Annotated in this window: 22 protein-coding genes; 11 read left to right on the plus strand and 11 right to left on the minus strand. The window is 72.4% G+C overall.

Annotated elements, in window-relative coordinates; translation table 11 throughout:
- Positions 1–110: 110 nt before the first annotated feature.
- Positions 111–1067 (plus strand): hypothetical protein, encoded by a 957-nt coding sequence (locus OG403_RS26560; protein WP_329568581.1) that lies wholly within the window; start codon positions 111–113, stop codon positions 1065–1067.
- Positions 1068–1074: 7 nt separating this feature from the next.
- On the opposite strand, the gene OG403_RS26565 is transcribed toward OG403_RS26560, so the two are convergent.
- The 3 genes from OG403_RS26565 to OG403_RS26575 all read right to left on the minus strand — a co-directional run bounded on the left by OG403_RS26565 (position 1075) and on the right by OG403_RS26575 (position 4751).
- Entirely contained in the window at positions 1075–1851 is a 777-nt protein-coding gene (locus OG403_RS26565) for a putative protein N(5)-glutamine methyltransferase (protein WP_329568583.1), read from the minus strand.
- A 207-nt stretch (positions 1852–2058) separates the two neighbouring features.
- Positions 2059–3267 carry a TerD family protein gene (locus tag OG403_RS26570; protein WP_329572574.1) on the minus strand — a complete coding sequence of 403 codons (1209 nt, stop codon included), beginning with the start codon at positions 3265–3267 and terminating at the stop codon, positions 2059–2061.
- 98 nt (positions 3268–3365) lie between these two features.
- A complete protein-coding gene (locus tag OG403_RS26575; protein ID WP_329568585.1) occupies positions 3366–4751 on the minus strand; it encodes a hypothetical protein in 1386 nt (461 codons plus the stop codon).
- A 429-nt stretch (positions 4752–5180) separates the two neighbouring features.
- Between OG403_RS26575 and OG403_RS26580 the strand changes: the two genes are divergently transcribed.
- Positions 5181–5684 (plus strand): SsgA family sporulation/cell division regulator, encoded by a 504-nt coding sequence (locus OG403_RS26580; protein WP_329568586.1) that lies wholly within the window; start codon positions 5181–5183, stop codon positions 5682–5684.
- Between the two features lie 79 nt (positions 5685–5763).
- On the opposite strand, the gene OG403_RS26585 is transcribed toward OG403_RS26580, so the two are convergent.
- From OG403_RS26585 to OG403_RS26595, 3 genes are all read right to left on the minus strand, one after another.
- The gene (locus tag OG403_RS26585; RefSeq protein WP_329568588.1) at positions 5764–7191 is read right to left on the minus strand and encodes a GAF domain-containing protein; all 1428 of its coding nucleotides are present in this window, start codon (positions 7189–7191) and stop codon (positions 5764–5766) included.
- Between the two features lie 158 nt (positions 7192–7349).
- A complete protein-coding gene (locus OG403_RS26590) occupies positions 7350–8330 on the minus strand; it encodes a M56 family metallopeptidase (protein WP_329568590.1) in 981 nt (326 codons plus the stop codon).
- Complete coding sequence (locus OG403_RS26595) at positions 8327–8797, minus strand: BlaI/MecI/CopY family transcriptional regulator (protein ID WP_329568593.1); 471 nt, start codon at positions 8795–8797, stop codon at positions 8327–8329. The genes OG403_RS26590 and OG403_RS26595 overlap by 4 nt, the downstream gene beginning before the upstream one ends.
- A 95-nt stretch (positions 8798–8892) precedes the next feature.
- Here OG403_RS26595 and OG403_RS26600 point away from each other — a divergent pair, with 95 nt between their 5' ends.
- The 7 genes from OG403_RS26600 to OG403_RS26630 all read left to right on the plus strand — a co-directional run bounded on the left by OG403_RS26600 (position 8893) and on the right by OG403_RS26630 (position 13278).
- Positions 8893–9618 carry a DedA family protein gene (locus OG403_RS26600; protein ID WP_442910990.1) on the plus strand — a complete coding sequence of 242 codons (726 nt, stop codon included), beginning with the start codon at positions 8893–8895 and terminating at the stop codon, positions 9616–9618.
- The gene (locus tag OG403_RS26605; protein ID WP_329568596.1) at positions 9618–10232 is read left to right on the plus strand and encodes a phosphatase PAP2 family protein; all 615 of its coding nucleotides are present in this window, start codon (positions 9618–9620) and stop codon (positions 10230–10232) included. The genes OG403_RS26600 and OG403_RS26605 overlap by 1 nt, the downstream gene beginning before the upstream one ends.
- Positions 10233–10437: 205 nt before the next feature.
- Positions 10438–10824, plus strand: a complete 387-nt coding sequence (locus OG403_RS26610; protein WP_329568598.1) for a fucose-binding lectin II — start codon at positions 10438–10440, stop codon at positions 10822–10824.
- Between the two features lie 277 nt (positions 10825–11101).
- Positions 11102–11617, plus strand: coding sequence for a pyridoxamine 5'-phosphate oxidase family protein (locus OG403_RS26615; protein ID WP_329568600.1), 516 nt, complete (start codon positions 11102–11104; stop codon positions 11615–11617).
- Positions 11618–11784: 167 nt separating this feature from the next.
- Positions 11785–12480 carry a phosphonatase-like hydrolase gene (locus tag OG403_RS26620; protein ID WP_329568602.1) on the plus strand — a complete coding sequence of 232 codons (696 nt, stop codon included), beginning with the start codon at positions 11785–11787 and terminating at the stop codon, positions 12478–12480.
- A gap of 109 nt (positions 12481–12589) precedes the next feature.
- On the plus strand, positions 12590–12865 hold the full coding sequence (locus tag OG403_RS26625) for an AbrB/MazE/SpoVT family DNA-binding domain-containing protein (RefSeq protein WP_329568603.1): 276 nt from the start codon (positions 12590–12592) through the stop codon (positions 12863–12865).
- Positions 12862–13278: a PIN domain-containing protein gene (locus OG403_RS26630; RefSeq protein ID WP_329568605.1), complete on the plus strand. Its 417-nt coding sequence runs from the start codon at positions 12862–12864 to the stop codon at positions 13276–13278. The genes OG403_RS26625 and OG403_RS26630 overlap by 4 nt, the downstream gene beginning before the upstream one ends.
- A gap of 73 nt (positions 13279–13351) precedes the next feature.
- Here the strand turns inward: OG403_RS26630 and OG403_RS26635 are convergent, their stop codons facing one another.
- The 4 genes from OG403_RS26635 to OG403_RS26650 all read right to left on the minus strand — a co-directional run bounded on the left by OG403_RS26635 (position 13352) and on the right by OG403_RS26650 (position 15359).
- Positions 13352–14464: a methyltransferase domain-containing protein gene (locus OG403_RS26635; protein WP_329568607.1), complete on the minus strand. Its 1113-nt coding sequence runs from the start codon at positions 14462–14464 to the stop codon at positions 13352–13354.
- Positions 14461–14781 carry a hypothetical protein gene (locus OG403_RS26640; protein ID WP_329568609.1) on the minus strand — a complete coding sequence of 107 codons (321 nt, stop codon included), beginning with the start codon at positions 14779–14781 and terminating at the stop codon, positions 14461–14463. Before OG403_RS26640 ends, OG403_RS26635 begins: the two co-directional genes overlap by 4 nt.
- Positions 14782–14955: 174 nt before the next feature.
- Positions 14956–15198, minus strand: coding sequence for a hypothetical protein (locus OG403_RS26645; RefSeq protein WP_329568610.1), 243 nt, complete (start codon positions 15196–15198; stop codon positions 14956–14958).
- Entirely contained in the window at positions 15195–15359 is a 165-nt protein-coding gene (locus tag OG403_RS26650; RefSeq protein ID WP_329568612.1) for a hypothetical protein, read from the minus strand. The genes OG403_RS26645 and OG403_RS26650 overlap by 4 nt, the downstream gene beginning before the upstream one ends.
- A gap of 171 nt (positions 15360–15530) precedes the next feature.
- Between OG403_RS26650 and OG403_RS26655 the strand changes: the two genes are divergently transcribed.
- Both OG403_RS26655 and OG403_RS26660 read left to right on the plus strand, forming a co-directional pair.
- Positions 15531–16346, plus strand: a complete 816-nt coding sequence (locus OG403_RS26655; RefSeq protein ID WP_329572576.1) for a helix-turn-helix domain-containing protein — start codon at positions 15531–15533, stop codon at positions 16344–16346.
- Positions 16343–16552 (plus strand): DUF397 domain-containing protein, encoded by a 210-nt coding sequence (locus OG403_RS26660; protein WP_329568614.1) that lies wholly within the window; start codon positions 16343–16345, stop codon positions 16550–16552. Before OG403_RS26655 ends, OG403_RS26660 begins: the two co-directional genes overlap by 4 nt.
- Before the next feature lie 59 nt (positions 16553–16611).
- Here the strand turns inward: OG403_RS26660 and OG403_RS26665 are convergent, their stop codons facing one another.
- A complete protein-coding gene (locus tag OG403_RS26665; protein ID WP_329568616.1) occupies positions 16612–18579 on the minus strand; it encodes a phosphocholine-specific phospholipase C in 1968 nt (655 codons plus the stop codon).
- Positions 18580–18590 lie beyond the last annotated feature (11 nt).

The raw sequence follows: 18590 nt of genomic DNA on the forward strand, positions 1-18590 counted from the left end.
TACGGTGGCCGCGAAAGCGCGGTAGCCCAGCGAGAAATGGGCGAGCCCGGCAGGTGTTAGCAGCACCAGCGCCGGGCTCTTCACCACCTAGTGGATAAGAGCCACCAGAGATGCTTAGGCATGTTAGCGCGCCCGTGCGCGACTTCACCAAGGTTCGCAACTCCCAGATCTGGGATGACGACATCTCGGACTCCGCCTTCCGGTTGATGCTCAGGGGGCAGTCGCTGCCCCCGGCAAGGGCAGCGGCCACCACGGTCACCGAGTTGGCCGACGGCCTGACCGGTGGACGGATCACGGCCGCCCGGGCGCGCGGGCACCTCACGCGCGCCGGTCTGCTGCACACCACGCGCTGGCGCTTCCGCAGCGGGCGGGTGCGCAGCGAATCGCTGCTCTGCGACGTGCCGATCAGTGCCGAGGAGGCGGAGCGGCTGTTCGCCGCGCACTTCGAGAAGTTGGACGGGGAACCACGGCAGGTAGATAGCGACCGGGAGCCGGATGCCGGGGAACGAGAGGGCGGTGAACCCGAGGCTCCGTCACCCGGCGTCGACCAACCCCCTGTTCAGAGACTTCGGGGGGCTGAGACTTCCCCCCTCCCGGTCCCGCCGCCCGTCGACCCGGGCGAGGCCGACCCCTGTCAGGGCGACCCGTACCGGCCCGGTGCGGAACGGGTGCTGCTCACGCTGAGCCGCACCGAACCGCGCCTGGTGCTCGGCGGCCGTGACGTACGGCGGTTGGCGCAGCTGGCGGCGGAGTGGCTGGCCAGGGGCGTCAGTTCGGAGTCGCTGCGGCATGCGCTGACGGCGGGGCTGCCGGCGGACATGAAGAGCCCGTACGGGGTGCTGCGCTACCGGCTGGTGCACAACATCCCGGATCTGCCGGAGGTTTCCGTGGTGGCGCCGCTGGTGGACTGCGCGGAGTGCGAGCGGCCGTTCCGCCCGGTCACGGGGGAGGCGAGGTGCGGCGAGTGCCGACAGCTGGCGGCTGCAGCGCCCAGCGGCGGCCCCGGGCCCGTTCACGTGGCATGGCGCGAACGGGTCTCCGGGACCACTGCCGTCGCAGCTGGCTGACGGATCGTCAGACAGCCGTCGCCGTTGCCACGATGACCGTGGCGTCCAGCTCCTCGTCCGTGCGGATCTCCACGCTCAGCCCGGCCGCGCGCACGGCGGCCACCGCATGTGCCACCTGGCGTTCGCTGGTCTCGAAGAGCAGGTGCCCGCCCGGGGCCAGCCAGCTCGGCGCGGCGGCGGCGACCCGGCGCAGCACGTCCAGGCCGTCCGCGCCGCCGTCCAGGGCGACGCGGGCCTCGTGGACGCGGGCCTCGGTGGGCAGCAGCGCGATGTCCTCGGTCGGGACGTAGGGGACGTTGGCGAGCAGGGTGGCGACCCGGCCGCGCAGGCGGGTGGGCAGCGGGTCGAAGAGGTCGCCAGCGTAGGCGTGGGCCCCGGCGGGGAGGTTGCGGCGGGCGCAGGCGACGGCGGCGGGGTCGACGTCGGCGGCGTGCAGGTCGATGCCGCCGTCCACGGCGGCGGCCAGCGCGGCGCCCAGGGCGCCGGAGCCGCAGCAGAGGTCGATGACCAGGGCGCCGGGGGCGGTGAGTTCGGCGGCGCAGTCGACCAGGAACTCGGTGCGGCGGCGGGGCACGAAGACGCCGGGGTCGAGGGTGATCCGCAGGCCGTGGAAGTCGGCCCAGCCGAGCACGTGTTCAAGCGGGAACCCGGCGACGCGCTGCTCGATCATGGCGGCGAGCTGCTCGGGGGTGTCGGCGGTGGCGAGGATCAGGTCCGCCTCGTCCTCGGCGAAGACGCAGCCGGCGGCGCGGAGCTGGGAGACGATGTACGGGAGGAGCGACATGAGAGCGGTGAAGGCCTTTCGGGGTGACCGAAGGTGCTCTCGCGGTCGTCCGCTAGGCCCGGTGGCGGGCGGCGGGACCGCTCGGGTAGAGCACCCGAACTGCGACAGCGGTAATGGGTCTCACCTCCCGGGTCGTGGTCCTGCTCGGCCGGGGTCCCGGCCTGAGGGCGCAAGAGTAACAGAGGGACCGGCGCCCTCAGGCCCGGCTCAGAGCAGCGCCGCCGAGGGGCTGACCATGCCGCGAGCGGTCTTGGCGTCCACGTACTCGCCCAGGGCCGTCATCACCCACTCGCCCGAGTACTGGCGGACCAGCTTGCACATCACCACGCCCGTGTGGGGTTCGGCGTTGGTCAGGTCGAAGCGGACCAGTTCGTCGCCGGTGGCCAGGTCGAGCAGCCGGCAGTACGCGTCCTTGACCTCGGTGAAGCGTTGGCCGGAGAAGGAGTTGACCACGAAGGCCAGGCCGCAGACCTCCGGCGGGAGGCCCTCCAGGTGGACGTCGATCGCCTCGTCGTCGCCGTCGCCCCCGCCGGTGAGGTTGTCGCCGGTGTGCTGGATGGCGCCGTTGAAGACGTTGAGCTTCATGAACCAGACGGTCTCCAGGCGTTCGCGCTGGGCGTCGAAGGCGATGCAGGAGGCGTCCAGGTCGACGTTGCGACCGCGCTTGGCGGGCTCCCAGCCGAGTGCCATCCGGACCGAAGTCAGCAGCGGGCGGCCGCCCTTGACCAGGGAGACCGAGCCGCCCTTGACCAGCGAGACCCGGCCCTTGTCCAGGGTGACCCGGGGGGCGGCCGACGCGGCGGTGGGCGGTGCGGCGGGCGGTGCGGTGGGCCTCGGGGGGACGGCGGGGGGCGTCGGCGCGGCGGTGGTGGGCGCGTAGTCGGGCATCGGGGGCATGGTGTCGTGGCCCGGCTCGTCGATCGAGACGCCGAAGTCGGTGGCGATTCCGGCCAGTCCGTTGGCGTAGCCCTGTCCGACCGCGCGGACCTTCCACTCCGCGCCGCGCCGGTAGATCTCGACCACCACCACGGCCGTCTCCCGGGTCAGCCGGGGCGGGGTGAAGGTGTAGAGCGGCTGGCCGCTGTCGGCGTCGCGGACCGTGGTGGTGGGCTCGGCGCCCGCGAATCCGCTGCCCTGGGCGGCGTGTTGGTCATCCAGGCCGGCCACGATCACGATGGTGGCGACGTCGGCCGGGACCGCCCAGGTGTCCACCGTGATCGCGTCCGGGGCGGCGCCGCTCGCCGGGCGGTGGACGACGCCGGGGCCGCGCGGGGCGTTGAAGAAGACCAGGTCGGCGTCGGAGCGGACCTTGCCGGCCTTGGTGAGCAGGATGCCCGAGACGTCCACCGGCTGACGACAGGTCACCTCCACGCTCACCCGGACAGCTGACAGCGGCGCGTTGGCGCCCTGGGTCAGGGGCGTGGTCACGTGTTCCTCCTCGGCTGGGCGGGCACGGTGGGGCGAACCGGCGTGCGGTACGAGGCCAGCCTAGCCAAGGGCGGGTGCGGGCGGGGTCAGGTGTTCGGGAGCAGCTGCCTGGGGGCGGTGGGGAAGGGGGTAGCGGTGGTGGGCGTGGTGCTGAAGCCGCCGAGCGCGGCGACCGCTTGCGGGTCGAGCAGCGCGAAGCCGGAGGCCGTCCAGCCGCTGATGGTGTCCCGGATCCCGGGGTCGGCGGGGCGGGTGCCCTGCACGGTGAAGGTGTAGGTGCCCGGCGCGACGTCCTCGCCGGGGGCCGGGGCGAAGCGGTAGACGACCGCCGCGCCGCGCTGATGGAGCGTCACCCGGGCGCCGGGGAGGGTGCTCCAGGTCATCACGCCGGCGGCGGTGTCGGTCCGGTCCAGGCGCAGCTCGACCTCGACGGCGGTCAGCGGCTCGGTGACGGTAAGGGTCACGGTGTGGCGGCCGCCGAGCCCGGTGGGGTCGCCGATGGTGCCCTGGCCGCTGAGAATCGGGGCGGCCGGGGCGGGGGCGGAGGTGGCAGGGGTGGCGCCGTCGCCGCCGATCGGGTCGGGCGAGGGGCGCGGGGCCGGGATCAGCGGCGTCGCCGGGGAGGTGGGCGTCAGCGGGGTGGGAGCGGGCGGCGCCGTGTCCGGGGTGCGGGCCGGCGGGACGGTGACGGGGGGTACCGGCTGGTCGCTCGCGTCGGCGGAGCTGGAGCCGGCGCTGGGGGTCGAGCCGGGGATGGCCAGGTCGGGTGCCCGGCCGGCGCCCGTCACCGGGTGCGTGGTCGGCATCGCGGTGTCGGCGCTGTCGGCGGTGGCCGGGGCGCCGGGGGTGCTGAGCGCGTCGGACGCGGCCGGTGTGGTGGTCGCGGCCGGTGACGTGGTCGCGGCCGGTGAGGTCGGCTCCGGCGCCGAGAGCGAGCCGGGTGGCGGCACCGCGGGGGCGGGGCTGACGGAAGCACCCACGGGGCGGTAGCCCGGCTGGGAGAGCGCGGACGGCGGCGAGTACGCCGGGCGCGCGGGCCCACCGGCGACGGCAGCGGGGCTACCGGGCGCCGGGTTGACGGTGGTGGAGACGCCCGGGGCGGACCCGGCGGGTGTCGCGGCGGCGGACCCGGTGCCGACCGGTCCGGTGCTGATCGTGGCGCCCGCGACCGGCGCGGGCACGGTGGGCCCGGCGGTGCCGCCGTTCGACGGCGCGCCGGCGGAGCCGGTCCCCGGGTCGGTGGGCGTGGCCCCGACGCTGGTCATCCGCACGCCGTAGCCGATCCGCTGCTGGGAGCTGACCAGCCAGGTGGTCGCGATGCTGATGCCGACGACGGTGGACATCGCCATCGCCGCGCCGGAGACCCTGATCGCGGGCAGTCGGAACTGTCCGCCGAGCGGCTTGGGCCGGCTGTGCCGACCTTGCGGCAGCGGATGCTGCGCCGCCGCGGGGGTGCCTTCCCGGTGAGCCACCGGACTCCTCTCCTCCCCAGCCGACCTCCCCGGTCGGCTGCCGCTGCCCGCTCGAATGCCCACTCGACGTTCCAGGTGTTCCATCTGCGACCCGGAGTTGAACCGCCCGCCCGCGGCGGGCCGTTACCCCGGTGGGCCCACCCGTGTCGACAGAGTGACGAGAGTACCAGCGCGGCGGCTCTGCGTAACCGGCCGGGTGAGCGGAGAGTGGCAGCGAGGGCTGCCGGGCAACCGCGCGGACTGGCCGTCCGGCAGGAAAAGTTGACGTACCGTCGGGGAGGCGGACCGAACGGGAGAGCGCGGCACCGGGCTGATGTGCGAGCCGGGGCAGGAGGTTCCCGGGGCCGTTGCAACCCCCCTGCAACCTTTGCGGCGTTCGGCGGCGGGGAGCACGCTGGCTCGGTCCCGTCTCGCCCCGGAGAATCAGCCATGCCGCGCGATCACTTGTCCGCCGCCACCGGCGGAGTTCCGTACCGTGCCACGCAGGGGGCCCGGCCGCAGTCGCCGTGCCGTCCGGCCCTGCCGGTCGAGGACGTCCTGACCCTGCGTATCGCCCTGGGGCGGGACCGGGTGGGTACTGTGCCCACCCGGTTCCGCTACCAGCCCGAGCGCCCCTACGAGGTCCTGGTCACCTTCCACCTGGGCCGCCCCGACGAGGTCGACTGGGTCTTCTCCCGCGACCTGCTGCGCGATGGACTGCGCGGCCTGACCGGCCAGGGCGACGTGCGCCTGTGGCCCGCCCACTGCCCCTGCCATGGCGCGACGCTGCACCTGGCCCTCGAATCCCCGTACGGCAGCGCGCTGCTGGAGGCCTCCGCGCCAGGTGTACGGGATTGGCTGGATCGCACCTACGCCGAGGTGCCGGAGGGCACCGAGCCGGACTGTGCGCCGACCGACGAGCAGTTGTCGGCGTTCCTGTTCGGCGACGCCTGAGACGCCCGAGACGCCCGAGACGCCTGAGACGCCTGAGACGCCTGAGACACCCGGAGGTTCGTCGGGCGCCTCGGGCGCCTCAGGCGTCGCCCCGTCTGGGACTCGGCACCTGTCTGTCCGTCAGCGCTCTGCCGGCCAGCCCCGGCAGTTGCTCTGCCGCTGCCGCCGAGATGCGGCAGCCCGGCAGCAGCATCGCGCCGTCGTCGAGCAGCGTGCGCAGCCGGCGGATGCCGGGGGCGGAGGAGGCCGGCAGCAGCTGGGTCGGATCGGCCGGGCGGACCACCTCGACCTGGACGGTCTCCGCGAAGCGGTACGGGCGGTGCTCCAGCAGGCCGCCCAGGTAGCGGCGCAGGCGGGAGAGTTCGGCGCGGACGGTCACCGCGCGGGACGGGTCGCCGAACAGGCCATCGGCCAACTCGGCCGCCGTCCGCCCGGCTTGGTGGGCCGCCAGCAGCAGGAGCAGCTCGGCATGGCGCGGGCTGAGCGCGTGCGACCAGCTGCCGACACCGCCGCGGACCGAGACCTCGGGACGGTCGGTGCGGCTCAGGTCGAGCACCAGCCGGGCGCCCACGGCCTGTTCGGAGACGGCCTGCGGCGAACCGGTGAGCGGGCGGACCAGCCAGCCGTCGGCGAGCGGCTCGACGGCGCACTCGCCGAGCGAGGGCAGCCAGTGCACCGGGGCGGAGCCCCAGCCGTCGGTGGGCAGTCGCAGCCGGCTGATCGGCGGCAGACCGGCGGTGGCGGCCGTCCAGCCGTCCCGGTCGACCACCAGGGCCGGTCCTGAGGCCTGGGCCAGCACCGGCTCGGCGACGGTGCGCAGCCGGTGCAGCGACTCCAGTTGGGCGGCGCGCAGTTCGGTCTCGGCCAGCCGGGCGGCGGTGACGGCCAGGGCCAGCAGCTGCGGGTGCACGCCGCGGGCCGGACCGCTGAGGTCGACCACGCCCGCCACCCGCCCGGTGCGCGGGTCGCGGACCGGTGCGCCGACGCAGGTCCAGGCGTGCTGGTTGCGCACGTAGTGCTCGCTGGAGTGCACCCGCAGCGGGCGCCCAGTGCGGGCCACGGTGCCGATGCCGTTGGTGCCGACCGCCTCCTCGCCCCAGCGGCCGCCCGTCATGAAGCCGATCAGGTCGGCGCTGCGGCGCAGTTGGCGCGGGCCCTCGTGCCAGAGCACGGTGCCCTGCGAGTCGGCGACGGCCAGGATCAGCGGCAGGTCGGCGACCGGGTCGAACAGGGTGTCGCGCAGCGTGGGCATCACGGCGTCCAGGCCGCTGGCCCGGCGGCGGTGCTCGATCTCGGCGGTGCCGAGGTGCTCCGGCTCCCGGCCGCGCTCCGGGTCCAGGCCCAGGCGGCGCAACCGCTCCCAGGAGTCGCCGATCTCGGGGCGCGGTGCCTGGCGGGGGATCTCACCGGCGACGACCTGCTCGTGGCTCCTGGCGGTCTCGGCCGTGGACCGTAAACCGGCCTCGTCGCTCCGCCCCAGGTGTCCCGGCTGCGCGGTCTCCCGCATGGTGGCTCCCCTCGCCGCGTTTTCCGGTCCCGCTCGGCCGGGGCAGGGCCCGGCAAGCCCTGTCGCCCACAGCGTACGGGTGCCGCGGTGCGGACGGTCCAGGGATGCCACGCATGAGGGGTGCGGGTTGACAGCCTCGCGGTGGAGGGGGGACGCCCTCAGTGTTCGCCGGCCGCCGACTGCGCGCTCTCCACGGTCTGGTGCAGCTCGCGGGTGGCGGCGACGGTGGCGGCGGTGCTGACGGTCAGGCAGGCGGCCAGCGCCAGCGCGGTGACCAGCCGCATGGGCTTCCCGCCGGCCGAAGGCCGGGCGAGGGCGCCGGTGCGCGGGTGCGGGCTGAGCAGGGCGGCCACCCGGCGCGGCACCGGGCCGGCCGCGACCGCCGGGGCCAGCAGCGGGCGGGCCGGGCGCGGGGTGCGGGCGGCGGCCAGCGCGGCGCGTCCGACGGCGCGCGCGGTCACGACGCGGTCCCCGACGGCACTGGCGGCGCACTCGTCGGCCCAGCGCTCCAGGTGGAAGCCGAGTGGCGCGCGCAGCCGGCGGAGCGCCGGGTGGAGCACGGCGGCGTATTCGGCGGTGGCCAGGAAGAGGTGGTGACGGGCGGTCAGGTGGGCGCGCTCGTGGGCGAGCAGCGCGGCCCGCTCGGGAGCGGGCAGCGCGCGCAGCATGCCGGCGGTGACCACGATCCGTCCGGGGCGGCCCGGCAGCGCGTAGGCGTCGGCGCGGTCGTCGTCCAGCACGGCGAGCGGGTGGCCGTCCTCGGTGCTGTGCCGCGCGTGCGGGCCGAGGGCGGCGTGCGCCCGGCGCAGGTCGGTGTAGTGCTGGTGCGCGGCGCGCAGGGTGAAGACGCCGGCCACCACCAGGGCGGTGGCGGCCAGCGCGGCCAGCTCCATCGAGGTGGGGGACGCCTGGGCGAACCAGGGCAGCGACATGTGGCCGAGCGCGGCGATCGCCGGGATCCGCAGCAGCCCGGCCAGCGCCAGCAAGCCGAGCGAGGCGGCGCTGGCGCCGGCCAGCACCACGCCGGTGGCGCCGAGCACCCAGGCGGCGAGGCGCGGCGGGAGCGCGTCGGCCAGTCGGCGGGCGGCCGGGACGGCGAGGAAGGGGATCAGGAACGGGGCCCAGACGAGGAGGATCACGGGCGGTCGCCGGCGGTCTCGTCGGTGCTGTTGGTGCTGTTGGTGCTGTTGGTGCCGCCGGTGCTGTTGGTGCCGTCGGTGGCGCCGGGGCCGCTGGTGCCGCCGTCGCCGAGCAGCTCGCGCAGCAGCCGTTCGTCGTCGTCGGACAGGTCGGAGATGAAGCGCGCCAGCACGGTGGACCGGTCCTGCTCGCGGTCGAGCTCGGTGCGCATCCGGCGGGCGGCGAGCCCGGCCGGGTCCTGCACGGTCGGGGTGTAGGCGTAGGCGCGGCCGGCCCGGGTGCGCTCGACGGTTCCCTTGTCGTGCAGCCGGGCCAGGATCGTGGCGATCGTGGTGCGGGCCAGCTCGCCGCCGAGGGCCGACTGCACGTCCTGCGGGGTGAGCGGCTGGTGGGCGGCCCAGAGGGCGGCGAGCACCTGCGCTTCGAGTTCGCCCGAGGGGCGGCGCGCGGCGGGCACTTCGGGCATGTCGCCGTGACCTCCAGTCGTCGTCTACAGTCATGTAGACCGTCTACGTCACTGTAGACGGTCGAGGCGCGTTCCGCGGGACCGCCTCCCTCAGTATGAGAGGTCCGCCCACCGTGCCCTTCGCCTCCTCCCTGTTCGCCGGCTCCGAGCTCGCAGGCCACGCGCTCGCGGTGAACCTGCTGGACGCCTCGTCGCTGCTGGCCGCGTTCGGCGCGCTCGGCATCGCCGTGGTGCTCTTCGCCGAGACCGGTCTGCTGGTCGGGTTCTTCCTGCCCGGCGACTCGCTGCTCTTCACCGCCGGGCTGCTCTGCGTCTCCGGCCAGCACAGCGGGCCGCACCTGGTGCTCTGGCAGGTGCTGCTGGCCGCGGTCGCCGGCGCGCTGATCGGGGCCCAGGCCGGCTACCTGATCGGGGCGCGCGGCGGGCGGGCGCTGCTGGCGCGCAGCAAGCGCAAGTCGCTGGTCAAGGGCGTGGAGCGGGCCGAGGAGCTGCTGGCGAAGTACGGCCACCGGAAGGCGATCGTGCTGGCCCGGTTCATCCCGGTGGTGCGCACCGTGCTCAACCCGATGGCCGGGGTGCTGGAGGTGCCGGCGCGCACCTTCGCGCTGTGGCAGGTGATCGGCGGCACGGCGTGGACGGTCGGCCTGGTGCTGGCCGGGTACGTGCTGGGATCCGCCGTTCCCGATATCGACCGGTACCTGTTGCCCATTGTTGGTCTGGTAGTAGTTGTCTCTGTGATTCCCATTGCTCTCGAATTGCTCCGCGCCCGCCGTGCGGCGGGCCGCTCCGGCTCCGACCAGCAGGGCGGGGGTGCGGCCTGATGACCCAGACCCTGCTCGCCTTTGACGGCAGCGGTATCGACGGCGGCCTCTACACGACCGTGACGGGCTGGGCGACGGACAGCCCGCACTGGCTCGACCAGCTGATCAGGACCTGGTCCGACTTCGGCCTCGGCGTCTTCGCGGTCTTCATGCTCTGGGGCTGGTGGCAGGCGCGCCGGGCGGACTCGGTGGTGATGGCCCGGGTGCTCGCGTCGCCGCTGATCGTGATCGCGGTCTACGTGGTCAACTCGGTGATCAAGAGCCTGGTGGCGGAGGTGCGGCCGTGCCAGCAGCTGCCCGCCACGGTGACGGTGGAGCCCTGCCCCGGGGTCGGGGACTGGTCGTTCCCGAGCAACCACTCGGTGATCGCCTTCGCGGCGGCGGTCGCGCTCTGCGTGGCCTACCGCAGGCTGGGCGCGGTCGCACTGGTCGCCGCCGCGCTGATGGCGGCCTCGCGGGTGTGGATCGGCGTGCACTACCCGCACGACGTGGTGGTCGGTGCGCTGATCGGCATCCTGGTCGCGCTGCCGCTGGCGCTGCTCGCGGGCCGGGCGGCGCCGCTGGTGGACCGGTTGCGCGGCGGGGCGCTGGGGGCGGCGCTGGGCGGCGGGTGACGTCGGTCGTCCGATGATCGGAGCCGGGTCCCGGACGGGGCCCGGCTCCGCGTTTTCCGGGGGTACCGGCCGGTCGGGCGAAGCGTGCCGGGCGGCGTGGCACGGCCTGGCTATCTTGGGGTTCCGATCACGTTCGATACCCGATCCGGTGCTCAGCGTGACGCCCCCGCGGTGCCGACGCCGGACAGAACCGAAGGAGCCCTCCGTGTCCGACGCATACGTCCTCGTCAACGGTGACAAGGCGGAGGTCGGCTTCCCCGCCGGCGCTGAGGTCGCCGTCAGGGTGAAGACCAACTCGCGTCGAACCCAGATCATCAGGGTCACCAGTGCGGACGGCTCGGTGGATCAGGTGTTCAGCGGCTCCGGGGAGAGGGGGCTCGCCGGAGAGGCGACCATCACCGGGGCGGTCCGGCTCTCCGCCACGTTCGAGTACCACCGCACGGCCGGTCGCGGCGCCATGCCGAGCGCGCTCAACAGCGGCGGTCCCTACCGGGTCGGCCAGTACAACCTGATGGTCGTCGTCGCCGAGAACGGCGACGACGTCGACTACGACGACGCCGTGCTCGAGTTCAGCTGGTACACCCCCAGGTAGCCGGATCCCCGGCTGGCCGGATCCCGCGCCGGGGCCGGGTCCCGCGCTGGACCGGATTTCGTCGGGTGGCGCCACCCCTGGCTGTTGGAGCGGCTGATCCTCGGCCCCTTGTGCGCCCGCGTCCGGCGGGGGCAGCATGAGACCCCGGGTCGACGCCCACCAGGCCGGCCCGGTCCGCCCCGCACGGCCTGCGGGGCCACCGAAGCCGCAGGTCAGCGGTGCCGTTATCGGCCGCCGCCGGGACCGCGGTCCGACATGGTCGGTCGAAGGGACGCATATGCCGTACCGGCTCGACATCACCCAGGGCGACTGGCCCGCCGAGGAACTCCGCAAGGGCGTGGAAGGCCTGCTGGCCGAATCCATGGTGCTGACCCTCGCCACGGCGGGCCCGGACCATGGGCCGCACGCCAACCTCGTCTTCTACGCGTTCGACGAGGAGTTGGTGCTCTACTTCGTCAGCGAACGCTCGACCCGGCACAGCCTGCACCTCTCGGAGCAGGCCAGGGCCGCCGCCACCATCTTCGTGCCGCCACCGGTCTTCGGCGAGCAGCTGCGCGGGCTTCAGCTGAGCGGGCGGGCCGGAGAGGCCTGGGGCCAGCACGCGCAGGCGGCGCTGACGGCCTACCAGGAGCGCTACCGGACCTTCTCCGAGGACCCGGAGGTGCGCGCGCAGTACCTGAACGGCGGCGGGGCGGCCGCGCTCTACCGGTTCCAGGTGGAGGAGTTGACCGCGGTGGACGAGCCGCACTTCGGGCGGCGCAACTACCTGCGGGCGCGGGTGGTGCGGGAGTAGGGGGAGCTTGTGATGGGGTGAGTTGGCTGAACAACTACTCGCCGGTTGTCTGTACAACTTGACGATTGTTGGCTCCTGCGTCGCTGGTCGGACACCTCCAGGCCACCTGGATCACGCAGCCTGGTAGCCACCGGCAGCAGTGCAGACAACGTTAAGGACACCCCGCGATGAGCAGCGAGAACCCCACCGACAAGATCACCCTGGTCGTGCTCGACATGGCCGGCACCACGGTGGCCGACGACGGCCTGGTCGAGCAGGCCTTCCAGGCCGCCGCCGGTGAGCTCGGCGTGGTGGCCGGCAGCGAGCAGCACCAGGAGATGCTCGCGCACGTCCGGGCCACCATGGGCGAGTCCAAGATCTCCGTCTTCCGCCACCTGTTCGGCGACGAGGAGAAGGCCCAGCAGGCCAACCTCGCCTTCGAGCGCGCCTACCACGACCTGGTCGACGCCGGGCACTGCGCCGCGCTGCCCGGCGCCGCCGAGGCGATCGCCGAACTGCGCGCCCAGGGCCGCAAGGTGGTCCTCACCACCGGCTTCTCCCGGGCCACCCAGGACCGGATCCTGGCCGCGCTCGGCTGGCAGGAGATCGCCGACCTGACCCTCTGCCCGGCCGACGCGGGCCGTGGCCGCCCCTACCCCGACCTGGCGCTGACCGCCCTGCTGCGCACCGCGACCGACTCGGTCCGCCAGATCGCGGTGGTCGGCGACACCGGCTACGACATGCTCACCGGCACCCGCGCCGGCGCCTCGATGGTGGCCGGCGTGCTCACCGGCGCGCACGACGCCGAGCGGCTGACGGCGGACGGGGCGACCCACGTGCTGAAGTCGATCGCGGAGCTGCCGGCGCTGCTGGCCGACCGCTGACCGACCGCTGACGGAGCGCCGTTTTGGCCTGCCGAGTAAGGCGCCGGGCTCCGTGGTGAGCAGGGCTGCTCTCTGCTCACCACGGAGCCCTCAGGTGTAACGTCGTGGTATGGCTCCCACATCTGCTCAGCCTGTCGAGGCGGACACCACCGTCGGGCAGCGCGGACGCATCATCCTCCCCGTGGCCGTCCAGCAGGCGGCCGACCTCACTCCGGGCGACAGGGTCCACATCCGCGTCCTGGAGACCGGCGCCATCGTCATCGAGACGACCAAGAGCATCCTGAACCGCATCTGCGTCCCCAACCCCGACGGCAACACCCGGGGTACCGACATGGTCCGCGAAGAACGGCGCCGCCAGGCCGAGTCGGAAGGCGAACGGCCGTGAGCCACGTCCTCGACACCAGTGCCGTCATCGCCCTCCTGCGTGGCGAACCCGGCGCTGCCGTGGTCGAGGGCCTGCTGGCCGGCTCGCGAATCACCCAGATCAACCTGTCCGAGATCCTCCGCACCGCAGACCGCCTGGAGCTGCCCGTCCTCGGCGCGGAACTCGCCTCCGACCTGGCCGCCCTCACCGGCCCGTTCGAGTCCGCTGCCACCGTGGACGCCGTCCGGGCCGCTGAGTTGATCACGCTCTCGTACACCGAGCGTCCTGACGGAAGGACCAACGGCGTCCTGTCCTACGGCGACGCCTGGTGCATTGCCACGGCTGAACGCCTCGGGCTTCCGGTCCTCACCGCGGAGCGAGCCTGGGCCGATCTGCAGGGCCACCTCACCACGAAGATCGCGCTGATTCGCTGATTCGCTGATTCGCGCTGCTGAATCCTGGACTGACGTCGACCTCACGACCGCCCGGCGGGCGAGGCTCCGTCGGTCACCCCGTGATACCGGCCACGGCGAGTCGCCAGGTGGGCCCGTTGCTTCCCCTCGGCCAGAGCCACTGTTCATCTTTTGTGACGGACAGTCGGTAGTCCTCCCGAGCGGGTCGCCCGAAGACCTCGAAGTCGGCAAGAGCCTGCTCTGCCAGGTCGAGCAGTCGGCGCGGGCCCGACTCGCGGGCGATTCCGCCGCGCAGTTCGGCCCACGAGCCGTCCTCGTGCCAGAGGTGGGCGGTGTCGATGCCGCCGTCCGTGGTGTGCGTGAATCGCTGCATCGCGCCCGACAGCGTGAGCGTCAGTAGGAAGTGGAACCGCTCGTCCATGAACACGGCGGGGTCCAGGGCGCAGGGGCGGGAACCGTAGCTGTCCGGGAGGGGTGGTGGGGCCTTGGGATCCATGCTCGTAGCGAGGCTCCGGGCAGGCATGAAGTACGCGGCATCCGGGAGGAAGGTGCCCGAGGCGGTTCCGTTCTCCTCGACGCGCAAGCGGGCGATTCCACCGCCAAGAGGGGTCACGATGAGGCCTCCGGGCCTCACCTGGTCCAGCCAGGCCGACGGGACGTGCGACATTCCGCAGGTCGCGATCAGCCGGTCGTAGCGGCCCCCGCCGGGGTGGCCCGCTCGCCCGTCCCCGGCCACCACGGTCGGCGTGAATCCGGCGGCCCGCAACCGGCTTTGGGCGGAGCCGGCGAGGTCGGGGTCCACTTCGATCGTGACGACGTTGCGACTGCCGAGTCGGTGACTGAGCAGCGCGGCGTTGTACCCGGTGCCGGTGGCGACTTCGAGCACCCGGTTGCCGGGCTGCACGTCCAGGGCCTCGAGCATCAGGGCCATGAGCGTGGGCAGGGTGGACGAGCTCGTCGGTACGCCGTTCCCATCGAACTGGGTCAGCAGCGAGTCGTCGCTGTAGACCATGTCGAGCCAGTCGGGCGTATCGGGGTCGAGCCGTACGGGTCCGCCCGGGCGGCCGACCGCGAACGCCTGGACGAACGCCTCACGCGGGACAGTGGCGAACGCCTGGTGCCAGGCGGCCGACGTGATCGCCCCGGACGCGCGGAGGCGGTCCGCCAGCGCTCGGCGCAGCTCCGCCGCGCGGGAGTTGGTGGTCATGAGGAGACTCCTTGGAGCAGGTCGGCCAGGGCCCGGGTGATGGGCGCGCGCAGTTCCAGGACGAACCCGAACTGCCCGTTGGGGTTCAAGTCCACGAAGTGCCAGCGCTCATGGGGATCAACGAGGAAGTCCAGCGCGGCGAATCGAAGTCCGAACATGTCCAGCAGTGCACGCACGCCCCGGGCCACCTCGGTCGGTACCTCGCACGGCTGGTACGTGAGGCTGGGGTAGTCCTGCCGGAAGTCGATACGCGCCGCGTTGCTGCCCGCGTGGATCTCGGCAGCGGACATCTGGTTGCCGACGACGGTCAGCCGCACTTCGTACGCCTTGGTGATCCATTCCTGGAACAGGTGCGCGGTGTACGAGACCGCTGTCGTGACGGGGGTCTGCTGGGCGGTCCCGCCCGCCGGCGAAGGGGAGCCTGGGCGGACGGGACCGAGGTCCCGCGCGGTTGTCGTCTCTTCCCCGGACGACCGCGCGGGGGTCTGTGGTCAGGCCGCGTGGGCCGGGCGCGGTGCGGCGGTGCGGCGGGAGGAGACGGCTGCCAGGCTTCGGCGCAGGTTCGCCTCGATCCGGTGGTGCACGGCGCGCATCGCGGCGAGGGTCGCGTCCAACTCGGCGGCGCTGGTGCCGATTCCGGTCGTCACCTGGCGGTCGAGCTGCTTCCCGAGGGCGCGCAGCTCATTCAGCGCGGCGTCGTGGTCGAACGGGCGGCGGGGGGTGTCATCGGTCATCCGAGCTGCTCCAACTGGGCGGCCGGGAGCACCGGTTGGATCTCGCTGGCGGGGGTCTCCCATTCGCAGCCACCGTTGGGTGGACGCAGGTAGACGGTGGGGTACTTGCCGTAGCCGGGGCCCATGTAGAGGCCGGTCAGGCCATGCTTCGTATCGCGCACCAGCTCGCCTGGGCGGGGGGTGTAGATGGCGTGGGGGGTTGGTTTCTGCGAGGGCATCATCGCTCCTCTCTGTAGTGCTTTGACTACCGGCGCGACCAACTGTCCCTTACAGTCAGAGATATCTTCAACCTGTCATGGTGGAAGGAAGACTAGATCTTGAACCGTCGTGAGTTGGATCCTCAGTCATCACCAGTTGCCCGGTTCGGCGCTCATCTCCGCAGCTCGCGGGAGGCTCGGGGCTGGATCCAGGATGACCTCGCCGCACGGATGGGGTACTCGGGTACGCACATCTCCGCCGTGGAAACTACTCGCAAGTCCCCAACGCTTCGCTTTGCGAAGAGGGCTGATGCCGTATTCGGCGGAAATCAGTTCGAGGACATGTGGCGATCTCTCAGGAGCACGTCACTCCTGGAAGGGTTCCCTGAGTACCTGTGCGAGGAGGAGGCGGCGAAGGAGGTTCGCATGTTCGAGCTGGGGGTGGTCCCCGGCCCACTGCAGACCTCCGCATACGCAACCGCCCTTGCGGTTTCCGATGTTCAACGTGGCCTGATCACCAGTGAACAAGCGAAGGAGCGGGTCTCCTTCCTGGAGACGCGCCAACGCCGCCTACTTGAAGGGCCCGAAGCTCCACTCGTCTATGCGGTGATGGATGAGAGTTGCCTGCGCCGGGTGGTCGGCGGTCCGGAGGTGATGCTGGGCCAGTTCGATCACTTGGAGAAGTTGGCCGCTCATCCCAAGGTCCTCATTCAGACGGTCCCGTTCAGCATGGGCGAACTCCGCCCCCTCCTCCTGCCCGTGGTGCTGCTGACCATGGGCGACCGATCACTGGTGGGCTACACCGAATCGGCCAGCCGGGGCTACCTTGAGCGGGACGAGGACCTCATAAGGGCGTGGGAAAGGGCCTACGATCAGCTGCAGGCAGGCGCGCTGCATCCGGCGGCCTCCCTAGACCTGATCAGGGCCATTCGGAAGGAACTACAGCCATGACTGACGTCGACCTCTCGATCGCCCGGTGGGTGAAGTCTTCTTACAGCCAGCAGGGCGGCAACTGCGTCGAGGTGGCCCCCGACTTCCCCGGCCTCGTGCCCGTCCGCGACTCGAAGGACCCCGCTGGACCCGCGCTGTCCTTCTCGCGGGATGCCTGGGCGGCCTTCGCTCGAGGTGTGGCCGCCGGGGACCTCGGGGACATGTGACGACGGCGCCCCCGGTCATCGACCGGGGGCACCGTCGTCCCTGCTGACTCGACGAACCGTCAGCCCCGGTGCGCCCAGCCCGCGTACCGCTGCGCGAAGCGGGTCCCCGTTCCCGCAGTGACCGTGACGTCGTAGCGGCCCAGGGCGTCCAGCGGCCAGTCGAGCTTCGCGGTGCGGCCGGCGTCCACCCACACCGTCTGCGGGCTGCCCGCGAAGTCGTTGCCGGTGGCGGTGAAACTCACCTGTCCTGCACCGTCGTTGGCCACCTCGAAGCGGATCGACTTCGGGTCGCGCAGGTCGGCGCTGACGATCGGGACCGCGACGTCCTCCTGTTCCAGGCGGGTCACCGTGCCGGAGAAGCGGGTGAGGAAGCCGTCCGCGCCGTGCACGGTGAAGTCGTAGCGGCCGTCGGTGGTCGAGGCGTCCCAGACGTAGGTCTTGCTCGCGCCCGGATCGACGGTGAACGGGGTTCCGGCGAACGGAAGTTCAACATTCGGGTAGACGGTGAAGCTGTAGCCCACCGAGCCGTAGTTGGTCATCGTGCAGGTGACCTTGCCGCTCTCGCGGTCCACGTCGATGTCCGCCCAGGGGCGGTAGGGCAGCGGGCGGTGCGGGCGGTCGCCGCGTTCGGTGGCCGGCATCGACTGGGTGCCGGAGGCGGGCAGCGCGACCGGCGGGAGTGAGGAGTTGGCGTCGGCCTTGGCCATCAGCGCGGTGGTGTCGGGGAGTTTGGGGAGCGAGAAGTCGGGCTTCTTGAAGTCGAAGCAGCTGGTCAGGTCGCCGCAGACGGTGCGGCGCCACTGCGAGATGTTCGGCTCCTGGACACCGGTCACCTCCTCCAGGAAGCGCAGTACCGAAGTGTGGTCGAAGACCTGCGAGTTGACCCAGCCGCCGCGCGACCAGGGCGAGGCCACCCAGAGCGGCACCCGGTTGCCCAGGCCGATCGGCCGGCCCTGGGTGAACTCCTCGGGCGTGCCGGCCTCCGGGGTGGGCGGCACCTGGTGGTCGAAGTAGCCGTCGTTCTCGTCGTACATCACCAGGAAGACGGTGTGCTCCCAGACGTCCGGGTTGGACATCAGCGACTGCAGCGCCTGGTCGACCCAGTGCGCGCCGTAGTCCGGGCTGGCGTTGGGGTGTTCGCAGAACAGGTAGGGCGCGACCAGCCAGGAGACGGTGGGCAGCGTGCCGTCCTTGCAGTGCTGGTCGAAGGCGGTGGGGTCGAACTTGGTCATCGCGTTGATGTAACGCGGGTCGGTGGTCGGGAAGTTGTGGAACTGCTTGAAGTACGACAGCGCGTTGTCGTCGTAGTCGCCGGTGCGGTCGTCCTCGCTCGGGTTGTGGTAGACCCGCCAGCTGACCCCGGCGGCCTCCAGGCGCTCGGCGTAGGTGGTCCAGTCGGCCACCGGATTCTGGGTGACCGGGGTGTTGTCGATCCAGGGACCGGTGGTGCCGTCCTTGCCCGGACCGCTGGTGCCGGTCCACAGGTAGAGGCGGTTGGGGTCGGTCGGCCCGGCCAGCGAGCAGAAGTAGGCGTCGCAGAGGGTGAACGCGTCGGCCAGCGCGTACTGGTAGGGGATGTCCTCGCGGGTGAAGTAGCCCATGGTGCGCTCGCCCTTGGCGGCCACCCACTTGTTCATCGCGCCGTCGTTGATCGCCTGGTGGCTGGTCGCCCAGTCGTGGGCGAGGCCGGCCGCGTTCTGCGCGTTGTACTTGGTGGTGTCCATCCGGTACGGCAGCATCACGCCGCCGTCGCTGCGGCCCGCGTCCGGCTGGCGGAAGACGGAGTCGCCGTTCGGGAAGGTCAGCGCCTGCTTGTCGGCGAAGCCCCGGACGCCGTTCAGGGTGCCGAAGTAGTGGTCGAAGCTGCGGTTCTCCTGCATCAGGATCACCACGTGCTTGACGTCGGTGATGTCACCCCGGTGCTTGCCCCGGCTGTCGGCCTGTGCGGTGCTGGGCAGGCCGACCACGGTGGCGGCGGCCGTCGCGGCGGCGGCGCCCAGGACGGTGCGGCGGTTCAACTCGGTCATGGTGGCGGCCC

Origin of the sequence: Kitasatospora sp. NBC_01266 (assembly GCF_036242395.1) — a bacterium.
Classification (GTDB): domain Bacteria; phylum Actinomycetota; class Actinomycetes; order Streptomycetales; family Streptomycetaceae; genus Kitasatospora.

Excerpts from the sequence above, each read along its gene's own strand:
- OG403_RS26620 (WP_329568602.1), top strand. The coding sequence starts at position 11,785 with ATGAGCAGCGAGAACCCCACCGACAAGATCACCCTGGTCGTGCTCGAC.
- OG403_RS26560 (WP_329568581.1), top strand. The coding sequence starts at position 111 with ATGCTTAGGCATGTTAGCGCGCCCGTGCGCGACTTCACCAAGGTTCGC.
- OG403_RS26635 (WP_329568607.1), bottom strand. The coding sequence starts at position 14,464 with ATGACCACCAACTCCCGCGCGGCGGAGCTGCGCCGAGCGCTGGCGGAC.
- OG403_RS26580 (WP_329568586.1), top strand. The coding sequence starts at position 5,181 with ATGCCGCGCGATCACTTGTCCGCCGCCACCGGCGGAGTTCCGTACCGT.
- OG403_RS26595 (WP_329568593.1), bottom strand. The coding sequence starts at position 8,797 with ATGCCCGAAGTGCCCGCCGCGCGCCGCCCCTCGGGCGAACTCGAAGCG.
- OG403_RS26600 (WP_442910990.1), top strand. The coding sequence starts at position 8,893 with ATGAGAGGTCCGCCCACCGTGCCCTTCGCCTCCTCCCTGTTCGCCGGC.
- OG403_RS26625 (WP_329568603.1), top strand. The coding sequence starts at position 12,590 with ATGGCTCCCACATCTGCTCAGCCTGTCGAGGCGGACACCACCGTCGGG.
- OG403_RS26665 (WP_329568616.1), bottom strand. The coding sequence starts at position 18,579 with ATGACCGAGTTGAACCGCCGCACCGTCCTGGGCGCCGCCGCCGCGACG.
- OG403_RS26660 (WP_329568614.1), top strand. The coding sequence starts at position 16,343 with ATGACTGACGTCGACCTCTCGATCGCCCGGTGGGTGAAGTCTTCTTAC.
- OG403_RS26605 (WP_329568596.1), top strand. The coding sequence starts at position 9,618 with ATGACCCAGACCCTGCTCGCCTTTGACGGCAGCGGTATCGACGGCGGC.
- OG403_RS26585 (WP_329568588.1), bottom strand. The coding sequence starts at position 7,191 with ATGCGGGAGACCGCGCAGCCGGGACACCTGGGGCGGAGCGACGAGGCC.
- OG403_RS26565 (WP_329568583.1), bottom strand. The coding sequence starts at position 1,851 with ATGTCGCTCCTCCCGTACATCGTCTCCCAGCTCCGCGCCGCCGGCTGC.
- OG403_RS26615 (WP_329568600.1), top strand. The coding sequence starts at position 11,102 with ATGCCGTACCGGCTCGACATCACCCAGGGCGACTGGCCCGCCGAGGAA.
- OG403_RS26645 (WP_329568610.1), bottom strand. The coding sequence starts at position 15,198 with ATGACCGATGACACCCCCCGCCGCCCGTTCGACCACGACGCCGCGCTG.